Annotated in this window: 12 protein-coding genes; all 12 read left to right on the forward strand. The window is 62.6% G+C overall.

Annotated elements, in window-relative coordinates:
• Nucleotides 1-11 precede the first annotated feature (11 nt).
• On the forward strand, nucleotides 12-878 hold the full coding sequence (gene mepA, locus G4223_RS06685) for a penicillin-insensitive murein endopeptidase (RefSeq protein WP_163677586.1): 867 nt from the start codon (nucleotides 12-14) through the stop codon (nucleotides 876-878).
• Between the two features lie 190 nt (nucleotides 879-1,068).
• Nucleotides 1,069-1,851 carry a 30S ribosomal protein S2 gene (gene rpsB, locus G4223_RS06690; RefSeq protein ID WP_163676854.1) on the forward strand — a complete coding sequence of 261 codons (783 nt, stop codon included), beginning with the start codon at nucleotides 1,069-1,071 and terminating at the stop codon, nucleotides 1,849-1,851.
• 94 nt (nucleotides 1,852-1,945) lie between these two features.
• Nucleotides 1,946-2,872 (forward strand): translation elongation factor Ts, encoded by a 927-nt coding sequence (gene tsf, locus G4223_RS06695; RefSeq protein ID WP_163676858.1) that lies wholly within the window; start codon nucleotides 1,946-1,948, stop codon nucleotides 2,870-2,872.
• Between the two features lie 170 nt (nucleotides 2,873-3,042).
• Nucleotides 3,043-3,768, forward strand: coding sequence for a UMP kinase (gene pyrH, locus G4223_RS06700; protein WP_163676861.1), 726 nt, complete (start codon nucleotides 3,043-3,045; stop codon nucleotides 3,766-3,768).
• Between the two features lie 51 nt (nucleotides 3,769-3,819).
• Nucleotides 3,820-4,341 carry a ribosome recycling factor gene (frr, locus tag G4223_RS06705; RefSeq protein WP_205762425.1) on the forward strand — a complete coding sequence of 174 codons (522 nt, stop codon included), beginning with the start codon at nucleotides 3,820-3,822 and terminating at the stop codon, nucleotides 4,339-4,341.
• A 5-nt stretch (nucleotides 4,342-4,346) separates the two neighbouring features.
• Complete coding sequence (locus G4223_RS06710) at nucleotides 4,347-5,084, forward strand: isoprenyl transferase (RefSeq protein WP_163677593.1); 738 nt, start codon at nucleotides 4,347-4,349, stop codon at nucleotides 5,082-5,084.
• A 1-nt stretch (nucleotide 5,085) separates the two neighbouring features.
• The gene (locus tag G4223_RS06715) at nucleotides 5,086-5,865 is read left to right on the forward strand and encodes a CDP-archaeol synthase (RefSeq protein ID WP_163676864.1); all 780 of its coding nucleotides are present in this window, start codon (nucleotides 5,086-5,088) and stop codon (nucleotides 5,863-5,865) included.
• Nucleotides 5,866-5,875: 10 nt separating this feature from the next.
• On the forward strand, nucleotides 5,876-7,063 hold the full coding sequence (locus G4223_RS06720; RefSeq protein ID WP_163676866.1) for a 1-deoxy-D-xylulose-5-phosphate reductoisomerase: 1,188 nt from the start codon (nucleotides 5,876-5,878) through the stop codon (nucleotides 7,061-7,063).
• A 24-nt stretch (nucleotides 7,064-7,087) separates the two neighbouring features.
• Nucleotides 7,088-8,224 (forward strand): RIP metalloprotease RseP, encoded by a 1,137-nt coding sequence (gene rseP / locus G4223_RS06725; protein ID WP_163676869.1) that lies wholly within the window; start codon nucleotides 7,088-7,090, stop codon nucleotides 8,222-8,224.
• Between the two features lie 49 nt (nucleotides 8,225-8,273).
• Nucleotides 8,274-10,550: an outer membrane protein assembly factor BamA gene (gene bamA / locus G4223_RS06730; RefSeq protein WP_163676872.1), complete on the forward strand. Its 2,277-nt coding sequence runs from the start codon at nucleotides 8,274-8,276 to the stop codon at nucleotides 10,548-10,550.
• A gap of 1 nt (nucleotide 10,551) precedes the next feature.
• The gene (locus G4223_RS06735; protein WP_163676876.1) at nucleotides 10,552-11,175 is read left to right on the forward strand and encodes an OmpH/Skp family outer membrane protein; all 624 of its coding nucleotides are present in this window, start codon (nucleotides 10,552-10,554) and stop codon (nucleotides 11,173-11,175) included.
• A 3-nt stretch (nucleotides 11,176-11,178) separates the two neighbouring features.
• Nucleotides 11,179-12,198, forward strand: a complete 1,020-nt coding sequence (gene lpxD, locus G4223_RS06740; protein ID WP_163676878.1) for a UDP-3-O-(3-hydroxymyristoyl)glucosamine N-acyltransferase — start codon at nucleotides 11,179-11,181, stop codon at nucleotides 12,196-12,198.
• Nucleotides 12,199-12,240: the final 42 nt, after the last annotated feature.

The raw sequence follows: 12,240 nt of genomic DNA on the forward strand, positions 1-12,240 counted from the left end.
AGAACGTGGCGATGCGGCGTGGGGCGGCGATAGTGGCCTTGGTGGTCCTGGCGACCTCGGTGGCGTCCGGCGCGCATGCCGGCTCGGCGGCCGATCCGTGGGCGGCCATCCGTTTTCCCGCCTCGGGAGGGACGCAATCCCTGGGCTCGCCGGCCGCCGGGTGCATCGTCGGGGCCGAGGGCTTGCCGCTGTCGGGTGACGGCTATCAAGTGCTGCGTCCGCACCGGAACCGCTTTTGGGGGCATCCGCGCACCATCGCCATGATCGAGGAACTGGGGCGGTTCGCCGCCGCCCAGGGTATCGCTCCGCTGTTGGTGGGGGACATGTCGCAACCCCGTGGCGGTCCCATGGCCTTTGGTCACGGCAGCCACCAGAATGGCCTGGACGTCGATATCTGGTTCCGTCTTCCCGGTCGTACCTTAAGCGGAGAGGAGTTGGAGCAGCCTGAGCCGGTGTCCATGGTCCACGGCACGCGGGTCAATCCCGACACCTGGGGCGACGCCCAATATCGGCTTCTTCATCAGGCTGCGTCCTCGCCCGAGGTCGAGCGCATTTTTGTCAACCCGCCGATCAAGGCCGAAGCGTGCCGCCGTGCCGGCGAGGACCGGGCATGGCTGGCCAAGCTGCGGCCGTGGTGGGGGCATGACGAACATTTCCATGTGCGTCTATCGTGCACGCCGGGTGATGACGGTTGCGTGTCGCAGGCGCCGGTTCCCCCCGGTGACGGCTGCGGTGGCGAACTGACGTCGTGGAACGCCAAGCCGGTGGTGTTGCCGACTTCGGCCAAGGATCGTCCGAACCGCCGCAATCCGGTCCTGCCGGCGGCTTGCGCCGCCATCTTGCGGAAACCGGCGGTTCTGGAAGCCGCGCGACGCTGATTTTCCCGAATTGCCTGAAGCTTTGGGCAAACGGCCCTTGCCAAATGCCGTCTGAAACGCTACATACCCGCCACCAAACCGCACGCGGGTTCGCGGCGGCGTGCTTGCACGTCTTCCGCTTCCGGTGTCGCCCCGATGGGGCGACCATTGCCCGCGGAGGCTCAACCGGAGAAAAGAAGGAATTCTCTCCATGGCTCTGCCGACCTTTACCATGCGCCAGCTCGTCGAAGCCGGTGTGCACTTCGGTCACAACACTCGCCGTTGGAACCCGAAGATGGCTCCGTTCCTCTTCGGTGTCCGCAATGGCATCCACATCATCGACCTTCAGCAGTCGGTGCCCATGCTGCACGCCGCCATGACGGCCGTGCGCAATGTCACCGCCGGCGGTGGCCGCGTCCTGTTCGTCGGCACCAAGCGTGCCGCTTCCGACATCGTCGCCGAAGCCGCCAAGAAGTGCGGTCAGTACTACGTCAACCATCGTTGGCTGGGCGGCATGCTCACCAACTGGAAGACCATTTCCAACTCGATCAAGCGTCTGCGCGAGTTGGACGATCAGCTGGCTTCCGGTGCCTTGTCGGCGCTGACCAAGAAGGAGCAGCTGGTGCTGTCGCGCGAAAAGGAAAAGCTGGATCGCGCGCTGGGCGGTATCAAGGATATGGGCGGCCTGCCGGACATCCTGTTCATCATCGACACCAACAAGGAGTCGCTGGCTGTTCAGGAAGCCAACAAGCTGGGCATTCCGGTGGTCGCCATCCTCGACTCCAACTCGGATCCGGCCGGCATCCAGTTCCCGGTTCCCGGCAACGACGACGCCATTCGCGCCATCCAGACCTATTGCGATCTGATGATCGGTGCGGTGCTTGACGGCATCCAGGCCGAGATCGGCCGCTCGGGCGGCGACATCGGTGCCCAGGCCGAGGCTCCGGTCGAGGTGCTGGCCGTCGAGGGTGAGGCTCCGGCTCCGGCCGAGTAAGCTGCCCGCAAGGGGTGAATGGCGGCGACGGACGTTGCCGCCATTTTCTTAAGTTCTTTACGCTTCCAACGATTTGCACGAAGGGGAAGATCCCATGGCCGAGATTACCGCTGCGCTTGTCAAGGAGCTGCGCGAGAAGACTGGCGCCGGCATGATGGACTGCAAGAAGGCGCTGGGCGAGACCGCCGGCGACATCGAAGCGGCCATCGACTGGCTGCGTACGAAGGGCCTGGCCGCCGCCGCCAAGAAGGCCGGCCGCGTCGCCGCCGAAGGTCTGGTGGCGGTTGCCGCTGGCGGCACCAAGGGTGTCGCCGTCGAAGTGAACGCCGAAACCGATTTCGTTGCCCGCAACGACCAGTTCCAGGGCTTTGTTTCCACCTTCGCCCAGGTCGCCCTGGCGAACGGTGACGACGTCGAGGCGCTGAAGGCTGCCGAATTCCCCGGCGCCGGCAAGTCGGTGCAGGAGCAGTTGACGGCCCTGATCGCCACCATCGGCGAGAACATGAACATCCGTCGCGCCAAGCGTCTGGAGGTTTCGGCCGGCGTGGTCGCCTCCTACGTCCACTCGGCCATCGCTCCCGGCCTGGGCAAGATCGGCGTGCTGGTCGCCCTGGAATCCACCGGCGACGTCGCCAAGCTGGAAGCCCTGGGCAAGCAGATCGCCATGCATGTGGCCGCCGCCAATCCGCTGTTCCTCGACACCACTTCGGTTGACCAGGGCGCGCTTGATCGCGAGAAGGCCGTGCTGACCGAGCAGGCCCTGGCTTCGGGTAAGCCTGCCGCCGTGGTCGAAAAGATGGTCGAAGGCCGTATCCGCAAGTACTACGAAGAAGTCTGCTTGCTTGAGCAGGTGTTCGTCATCGACCAGGAGAACAAGATTTCCAAGGTCGTCGACAACGCCGCCAAGGAGATCGGCGCGCCCGTCAAATTGACCGGCTTCGCCCGCTTCGCCCTGGGCGAAGGCATCGAAAAGGAAGAGAGCGATTTCGCTGCCGAAGTGGCTGCCGCCGCCAAGGGCTGATCGCCGTCTGCGTCAAGCCGCCGTCCTGGGTTTCGTGCCTGGGGCGGCGGCTTTCGCCTCTTTATCGGGGCGTGAGTTAGGGCGCGACAGCGGGTTGGAATGGTGTATGATCGCCAGCCGGCCGCTGTCCAGGCGCCGTCCACCGGTTCATCCAGGCTTTGAGGGCACCCATGGCCAGCGACGCCAAATTCCGCCGCGTTCTGCTCAAGATCTCCGGCGAGGGGCTGATGGGCTCCCGTGATTATGGTTTGGACCCCGACACCGTCGACCGTATCGCCCGCGAGGTAAGGTCGGTGCGCGAGCTTGGGGTCGACGTTTGCTGCGTGGTTGGCGGTGGCAACATCTTCCGTGGTATATCGGGCGCCGCCAAGGGCATGGAACGGGCGGCCGCCGACAACATGGGCATGCTGGCCACCGTCATGAACGCGCTGGCGTTGCAAAACGCGCTTGAGGCCGCCGGCGTCGAAACCCGCGTGCAATCGGCCATTCCCATGCCGTCGGTGTGCGAGAGTTTCATTCGCCGCCGCGCCATCCGTCATCAGGAAAAGGGCCGGGTGGTGATTTTCGCCGCCGGTACCGGCAATCCGTTTTTCACCACCGACACGGCGGCCGCGCTGCGCGCCGTCGAGATGGGCTGTGATGCGCTGCTGAAGGCCAGCCAGGTGGACGGCGTCTATTCCGCCGATCCCAAGAAGGTGCCAGACGCGGTGCGTTACGATTCGCTGACGTTCCACGATGTGCTGGCGCGCGATCTGGCGGTCATGGATGCTTCCGCCATTTCGTTGTGCCGCGAGAACAACGTTCCCATCGTGGTTTTCGACATGCACCAGAACGGCGCCTTCGCCGAGGTCGTCCGCGGCCGTGGGCGCTTCACGATCATCAAGGAAGGGGGTTGACCCGTGGCCGTGACCAGTTGGAGCGATCTGAAGAAAGACATTGCCCACCGCATGGAAAACACGGTGGAAGTCCTGAAAAAGGAGTTCACCGGTCTGCGGACCGGCCGTGCCCATGCCAGCCTGCTTGACCCGGTGACGGTCGACGCCTATGGCCAGCACATGCCGTTGAACCAGTGCGCCACCGTGGGTGTGCCCGAGCCGCGCCTGATCACTGTCCAGGTGTGGGACAAGGGGCAGGTCAAGGCGGTGGAGAAGGCCATTCGCGAATGCGGTCTGGGGCTCAACCCGCAGACCGAGGGCCAGGTGATCCGCGTGCCGATTCCGCCGCTTAACGAGGAACGCCGCAAGGAACTTCAGAAGGTGGCCGGCAAGTATGCCGAACAGGCCCGCGTGGCCGTGCGCAACGTGCGCCGCGACGGCATGGACAGCCTGAAGAAGCTGGAAAAGGACGGCCATATCTCGGAAGACGAGATCAAGAAGCACGAGAAGGAAGTCCAGGTGTTGACCGACGAGACCGTGAAGCGGATCGACGAGACCCTGGGCAACAAGGAAAAGGAAATCCTTCAGGTCTGACCATGATGGAAACCGCCGCTTCCGCCCGCGTCGATCTGCCGGTTCAGCCGGTGCACGTCGCCATCATCATGGATGGCAACGGGCGCTGGGCGAAAGCGCGCGGTTTGCCGCGTACCGCCGGCCACAAACGCGGTGCCGAGGCGGTACGGCGCACGGTGGAATGCGCCCGCGAGATGGGCATTTCCTATCTCACCCTTTACGCCTTTTCCTCGGAAAACTGGAAACGGCCCGAGGGAGAGGTTTCCGACCTGATGGGCCTGTTGCGCCTTTATCTGCGCAACGAGGTCAAAACCCTGCACAAGAACGGCATCCGTCTCAGGATCATCGGCGACCGTTCGCGTCTTGGTCCTGATATCGTGTCGCTGATCGAGGAATCCGAGGCCAAGACCGCCGCCAATTCGGCGATGACCCTGGTGTTGGCCCTGTCCTATGGGGGGCGCCAGGAAATCGTCGCTGCGGCTCGTGCGCTTGCCGCCGATGTCGCCGCCGGCCGTTTGGATGTCGCCCAGGTCGATGAGGAGGCGTTGTCTGCACGCCTGTTCACCGCCGACATTCCAGATCCGGACATGATCATCCGTACATCGGGGGAACAGCGCATCTCGAACTTTCTGCTGTGGCAATGCGCCTATGCCGAGTTGGTGTTCCTGGACGTATTGTGGCCGGATTTCAGCCGCGACCACCTGATTGCGGCCATTCGTGATTTCCACGGCCGCGAGCGCCGTTTCGGCGCCACGGGCGGTTGACGTGCTGCGAACCCGCATCCTGTCAGCCCTGGTCATGGCGCCGCCGGCCCTGCTTGCCGTCTGGTGGGGTGGTGTGGCCTTCGCCGTTCTGGTGGCGGTGGCTGTAGCTGTCATGTGCTGGGAATGGGATGGCATCGTCAGCAAACGTTTCGGTTGGCCGGGGCGGGTTTCCGCCATCGGCTGCGTCCTTGCCGTTTTCGTCGCCCTGTTTCAGCCCGACATCGCGGTTCTGATCGTGCTGGCCGCCGCCGCCGCCGCCGCCGCCCTGGCGCCTTCCGGTGATGGCCGGCCTCGCCTGTGGGCGGGAACCGGGGCGCTGTATGCCGGATTGCCGGCAGTGGCGTTGGTGTGGTTGCGCGACGAATCGGCCGGCGGCTTGTTCCTGGTGTTGTGGCTGATGCTGTTGGTGTGGGCCACCGACATCGGTGCCTATGCCGCCGGCCGTACCATCGGCGGTCCGCTGCTGCTGCCGAGGGTCAGCCCCAAGAAGACCTGGGCCGGTTTGATCGGCGGCATGGTCTGTGCCGCCCTGGTGGGGATTCCCTCCGCCATCCTGATGCCGCTGGCTCCCGATGCCATGCCGTGGTGGGGGCTGTGTCTGGGCGGCGCGGCGCTGGCGGTGGTCGCCCAAGCCGGCGACTTGAGCGAGAGCTGGGTCAAACGGCGATGGAACGTCAAGGATTCCAGCAACATCATTCCCGGTCATGGCGGCGTCTTAGACCGCGTCGATGGCCTGTTGGCCGCGGCGCTCGCGGTGGCGGTGGTGTTGCAGTGGCAGTGACGGAGGCAGCATGAGCGGCGCCTTGAAAGAGGATGGCCGCCGTGGCGTGACCATTCTTGGTTCCACCGGTTCCATCGGTTGCAACACGGTCGAATTGGTCGAGGCGCGGCCCGATCTTTATCGCATTGAGGCGTTGACCGCCCACAGCCGGGTGGAAATCCTGGCCGGTCAGGCTCGACGTCTGAAGCCGCGCTTGGCGGTGGTGGCGGACGAATCCGCTTATGGCGCCCTCAAGGACGCCTTGGCCGGAACCGGCATTGCCGTGGCTGCCGGACCGGCGGCGGTTGTCGAGGCCGCGCAATTGCCGGCCGATTGGGTGATGGCGTCCATTGTCGGTGCCGCTGGCCTGGCTCCGACGCTTGCCGCGGTGCGGCGCGGCGCGGTGGTCGGTCTGGCCAACAAGGAATGCCTGGTGTGCGCCGGCGCCCTGATGACCGCCGAAGTCGCCGCCCATGGTGCCACCCTTCTGCCGGTGGATTCGGAACATTCCGCCATCTTCCAAGTTCTGGACGCCACCCAGCCGCAAGCGGTGGAAAAGATCGTCCTGACCGCCTCGGGCGGGCCGTTCCGCGATCGAACCCTGGCGGAAATGGAGGGCATGACCCCGGAACAGGCGGTTGCCCATCCCAATTGGTCCATGGGCGCCAAGATTTCCGTGGATTCTGCGTCCATGATGAACAAAGGGTTGGAACTGATCGAGGCCCACCACCTGTTCGCCATGCCGGAAGAGCGGATCGACATTGTCGTCCATCCGCAATCGGTCATCCATTCCATGGTGTCCTATGTGGACGGTTCGGTCCTGGCGCAGTTGGGGAGCCCGGACATGCGCACCCCCATCGCCTACGCCCTGGGGTGGCCCAAGCGCATCTTTGCTCCCGCGCCACGCCTCGACCTTGCCGCTATCGGCCAGTTGACGTTCCAGGCACCAGATTCCGAACGATTCCCGGCATTGCGTCTGGCGCGGACCGCCTTGCAAACCGGCGGGTCCGCACCTACTGTCTTGAATGCCGCCAACGAGGTCGCGGTACAGGCGTTCCTGGCGCGGCGCATCGGGTTCCTTGATATCGCCCGCGTGGTCGAGGAAACGTTGGAAACCGTCGAACCGGTGACGCCGTCTTCCATCGACGACGTTCTCGAGCAAGACCTGCGGGCACGTCGTTGTGCCGATGCGATCATCGCGCGGCGTGGCAAGCGCTGACGCCGTCTGGAGTGACAGGCCCCTATGGATTTTCTTGCTGGCATCTGGAATTACGGTGTCGTCTTCCTGTTGATTCTTACCGTCGTGGTTTTTGTCCACGAAGCCGGCCACTATCTGGTGGCGCGGTGGAATGGAGTCCGGGTCGAGGTGTTCTCCATCGGCTTCGGACCTGAAATCTGGGGCTGGACAGCCAAATCCGGGACACGCTGGCGTATCAGTGCGCTGCCGTTAGGCGGGTATGTCCGGATGTTTGGCGACGGCGACGCCGCATCGGCCACCGGTGACGAACGCCCGATGAGTGAAGAAGAAAAAGCGGTCAGCTTCCGCCACAAGCGGGTGGGGCAGCGTGCCGCTATCGTTTTTGCCGGACCGGCAGCCAATTTCCTGTTCGGAATCGTCATGTTGGCGGGCATGTTCATGGTCCTGGGCCAACAGGTCACCGAGCCGGTGGTCGGCTATGTGCACGAGGGTATGCCTGCGGAAAGCGCAGGCCTCAAGGCGGGTGACCGGGTGGTTGCCATCAACGGTACCGAAGTGGACCGTTTTCAGGATATCCAACGCATCGTTCGTCTGGAGCTGGAACGCCCCCTGAGCATCGAGGTCGACCGCAACGGCGAACATCTGGTCGTGGTCGCCCGCCCGCGCATCATCGAGCGCAAGGGGATTTTCGGCGACATGGAGAAGGTTCCGGTGCTGGGGATATCGGTTGACGGTTCCCACACCCGCATCGTCCGGCACGGACCGGTCAGCGCCCTGGTTCTGGCGTTGGGTGAGACCGAAACCATGGTCACTTCGACTTTCGTCGGCATCGGCCAGATGGTTTCCGGGACGCGAGACAGCGACGAATTGGGCGGTCCCATCCGTATTGCCAAAGGCGCGGGAGAGGCGGCGCAAGTCGGCTTTGCCAGTGTCGTTTTCTACACCATTTTGCTTTCTCTTAACCTCGGGTTAATCAATTTGTTTCCCATCCCTGTACTGGATGGCGGTCATTTGGCTTTTTATGCCGTCGAAGCCATCCTTGGTAGGCCGCTGGGCGAAAAGGCACAAGAATATGGTTTCCGAATCGGGCTGTTTCTGGTATTGGCCTTGATGGTCTTCGCTACCCGGAACGACATTGTCAGCCTTCCGGTGTGGGACATGGTGAAGCGTTTGCTTTCGTGAACTAGGACTAAAGCCATCGCCGATGGCGGGACGTCGCAGGGGGGCCTTGATGAGTTTCGTGCGGAAGACTGCGTTGATCGCCGGTTTCCTGGCCGCGGCGGCGCCTGCGCTTGCTCAGGATTCGGGGCGTATCCGCCAGATCGTGGTGCAGGGCACCCAACGTATCGAGGTCGAGACCGTCAAATCCTATATGGCGGTGTCCGAGGGCGATCCCTACGATTCCGATCGCATCGACCGTTCGCTCAAGACGCTGTACAACACCGGTCTGTTCGCCGATATCGCCATCCGGCGCGAAGGTGACGTGGTGGTGGTGCGCGTGGTGGAAAACCCCATCATCAATCGCATCGCGTTCGAGGGAAACAAGCGCATCAAGGAAGAGGAACTGACGCAGGAAAGCCAACTGCGTCCGCGCGTCGTCTACACGCGCACCAAGGTGCAAAGTGACGTCAAGCGCATCCTCGACCTGTATCGCCGCAACGGCCGTTTCGGTGCGACCGTCGAACCCAAGATCATTCAGCTTGAGCAAAACCGCGTCGATCTGGTCTTCGAGATCAACGAAGGCGAGTCCACCTACGTCAAGCGCATCAATTTTGTCGGGAACCATAAATACAGCGATTCGCGTTTGCGCGAGGTGCTGATGACCAAGGAGGAGCGGTGGTATCGCTTCTTCTCGACCGACGATACCTATGATCCCGACCGTCTGACCTACGACCGCGAATTGCTGCGCCGTTATTACCTCAAGCATGGTTATGCCGACTTCCGAGTTTCCTCGGCGGTGGCGGAACTGACGCCCGACCGTCAGGGTTTCTTCATCACCATGACGGTGGACGAAGGCGACCGTTATCAGTTCGGTCCGGCCGACATCACGGCCAACCTCAAGGATTTGAACGTCGATGAGCTTCGGCCGCTTTTGGTGTCCGAGGAAGGCGAGTGGTACAACGCCGATCAGGTCGAGGATATCGTCCAAAAGCTGACCGATGCGTTGGGAACCCGTGGCTATGCCTTCGTGGACGTCAAGCCGCAGGTCAACCGCGACCGTGAAAACAAGAAGATCAGCGTCACCTACGACATCCAGGAAGGCCCGCGTGTCTATGTCGAGCGTATCGACATCACCGGCAACCTGCGCACGCTCGACAAGGTGATCCGCCGCGAGTTCACCTTGGTGGAAGGCGACGCCTTCAATTCGGCCAAGCTGCGCCGGTCGCGTCAGCGGGTTAAGGACCTTAACTTCTTCGAGAAAGCCGAGGTCACCAACGTTCCGTCCGAAACGGCTCCTGACCGTACGGTCATCAAGGTGGACGTTCAGGAAAAGTCCACTGGCGAGCTGTCGTTCGGCGTCGGCTGGTCGACCATCGCCGGCCCCTTGGCCGAAGTGTCCATGCGTGAACGCAATCTGTTGGGGCGTGGTCAGGATGTCCGGGCCTCGTTCTCGGTCGGCACCAAGCAGAACCAGCTTTCGTTCAGCTTTACCGAGCCCTACTTCATGGATCGTCGGGTGGCCGCTGGTTTCGACCTGTTCGCCACCACTCGCAAGCTGCAAACCGAAAGCGGTTACGACGCCAATAGCGTCGGTGGCGCCTTGCGTGGTGGTTATTACATCCACGACAATTTGCGCCAGGATCTCAAATACACGCTCAAGCGTGACAAGGTCGAGAACATCGACAGCGGCGCGTCGATCTACGTCAAGGAACAGGAAGGCACGGCGACGCTGTCGTCGGTTCAGCAGACTCTGCTCTGGGATTATCGCGATTCCAAACTTGAGCCGACCGAAGGCTACTTCTTCCGGATCAATAACGAATTGGCCGGATTGGGCGGAACCCAGAAGTTCCTGCGGAACAATCTCGGCGCCGGCCAGTATTTCCCCATTGACGAAGGCGTGGTGCTGTCGCTTAGCGGTAACGTCGGTTATATGACGGGCTTCGGTGACGAAAAAATCCGCATCACCGAGCGCTATTACCTTGGTGGCGACACTCTGCGCGGCTTTGCCAATGCCGGCGTCAGTCCTCGCGACAAGAGCTCTGGCGACGCGCTGGGCGGTTTGTGGCAGTACTACGGTAGCGCTCAGTTGAAATTCCCGCTGGGGCTGCCCGACGAGTTGGGCTTTGGTGGCCAGATCTTCAGCGATTTTGGTGCCATCGGCGATACCGAGGATTATTCGTCCACCACCGATATCCAGCAATCCAGCTCGATCCGTGTATCGGTTGGTGCCGGTGTGACCTGGAAGTCGCCCATGGGACCGGTCGCCGTCGATTTCGGTATTCCGATCAAGAAGGAAAGCTTCGACGACCGCGAACTGTTCCGCTTCAATTTCGGCACGAGGTTCTAGCATGGTCGCTGGGATGCGGGCCGGCCTTGGGCTGGCCGTCCTTGCGCTTCACTTGGTCATGACCGGCGCGGTAGCCGCTGAGCCGGACCAGGGTAAGCTGCCGACGGCAGTGGTGATGGTGGTCGATGTCCAGGCTGCTTTGCAGCAATCGCTGGCGGCTAAGGAACTGCGCAGCCAACGCGACCATTATCTCCAGACCTTTCAAGGAGAACTGGAGAAGAACCGCGCGGCGTTGAAGGAAACCGAGAACGATCTGGTCAAGCAAAAGGCCGCCATGTCGCCGGAAGTTTGGCAACAAAAGGCGCGCGCCTTCGAGAAACAGGTGTTCGAGTTCAATCAACGCTTCCAGCGCAGCAGTCAGGCGGTGGACAAGTCGTTTCGCATCGGCATGGGGCAGCTTTCTGACGCCCTGGCTCAGGTGTCCGAGGAACTGGCGGGTGAACTGGGCGCCAATCTGGTGTTGCCCAAGTCGCAGATTTTCCTGCACGATCCCCGCATGGAGGTCACGCAACAGGTGATCGAGCGGCTCAACAAGAAATATCCCTCGGTCAAGTTCCCGACGCCAACTATCGAAGGGGAGGCGATACCGCGTGTCCCTCCTGGTCCTCCGGCCAAGAGGAACTGAGCCATGGCTGATCAACGTTTCTTCGTCAATGCGGGGCCTTTCACGCTGGCCCAATTGGCTGAGCTTGCAGGGGCGGAATTGTCCACCGGTGCCGATCCGGCGCGGGTCGTCAAGGATGTCGCTGCGCTGGACCAGGCCGGTGACGACGACATCACCTTCCTCGATAACCGCAAATATCTGGCGGCATTTCAAGCCAGCCAGGCGGGTGCGGCGATCGTCCACCCGGATTTGGCCGACCGGGCGCCGACCGGCATGGCACTGTTGCTGTCCAAGGACCCGTATCGCGCTTATGCCAAGGTGGCGCAGGCGTTCTATCCCCGTCCCAAGGCTGAACCGTGGGTGGCTCCGACCGCTTATGTCGATCCTGCCGCCAAGATTGGCGACGGGTGCCGTCTGGAATATGGCGCGGTGATCGGGGCGCGGGCCGAAATCGGTGCTCGCTGCCATATCGGGCCGAATGCGGTGATCGGCGATGGCGTCGTCCTTGGCGATGATTGCATCGTCAGCGCCAACGCCACGGTGCAGTTCGCGGTGATCGGCCGTAACGTCTACATCTATCCCGGTGCCCGTATCGGCCAGGATGGTTTCGGCTTCGCCATGGGGCCGCAAGGACATCTGAAGGTGCCGCAATTGGGGCGGGTCATCATTGGCGACAACGTCGAAATCGGTGCCAACACCACCATCGACCGCGGTGCCGGACCGGATACGGTGATCGGTGCCGGGTCGATGATCGACAATCTGGTGCAGATCGGCCACAACGTGCAGCTTGGGCGTGGGTGCGTGATCGTCTCCCAGGTGGGGATTTCCGGTTCCACCAGATTGGGGGATTTCGTCGCGGCTGGTGGCCAGGCGGGATTCGCCGGGCACCTGAATGTCGGTATGGGCGCGCGCGTTGCCGCTCAGGCTGGTGTGATCAAGGATATTCCGGCCGGTCAGACGGTCGGAGGCACGCCCGCCGTTCCGCAAATGGAGTGGCTGCGTCAATCGGCGGCCCTGAACAAGCTGGTCAAACGCAAAGGTTAGGCTGACAACCGAAATTCGCTTCGAGCGGTTTCGCGAGGCTGA

The sequence above is a fragment of the Magnetospirillum aberrantis SpK genome (assembly GCF_011022235.1).
GTDB classification, from domain to species: Bacteria; Pseudomonadota; Alphaproteobacteria; order Rhodospirillales; family Magnetospirillaceae; genus Magnetospirillum; species Magnetospirillum aberrantis.